The organism is Bacillus sp. SIMBA_074, assembly GCF_046534555.1.
Classification (GTDB): Bacteria; Bacillota; Bacilli; order Bacillales; family Bacillaceae_G; genus Bacillus_A; species Bacillus_A mycoides.
The window spans coordinates 1-278 of record NZ_JAWRYM010000410.1; the positions used below are offsets into that span (position 1 = coordinate 1).

General features: G+C 68.3%; 1 protein-coding gene. It reads left to right on the forward strand.

What is annotated here, in order from left to right:
- Nucleotides 1-278 (forward strand): M24 family metallopeptidase (locus SB773_RS31360; RefSeq protein WP_410594196.1); only part of this gene is annotated, 278 nt, incomplete at both ends.

A 278-nucleotide genomic window follows, 5' to 3' on the forward strand; every position in this document is an offset into this window, starting at 1 on the left:
GCCGCGGTTTCTCACGGCGAGGGGTACTCGATCAACACCGATTTCGGCGGGCACGGTGTGGGCCGAATCATGCACGGCGATCCGCACGTCCCCAATGACGGGCGAGCAGGACGAGGATTCCCGCTGCGCGAGGGCCTGGTGTTCGCACTCGAGCCGTGGCTGCTCGAGACGACCGCCGAGCTCATCACCGACCCTGACGGCTGGACCCTCCGGAGCGTGGACGGATCCCGAGGCGCTCATTCGGAGCACACGGTGGCCGTGACGGCCGATGGCCCCAT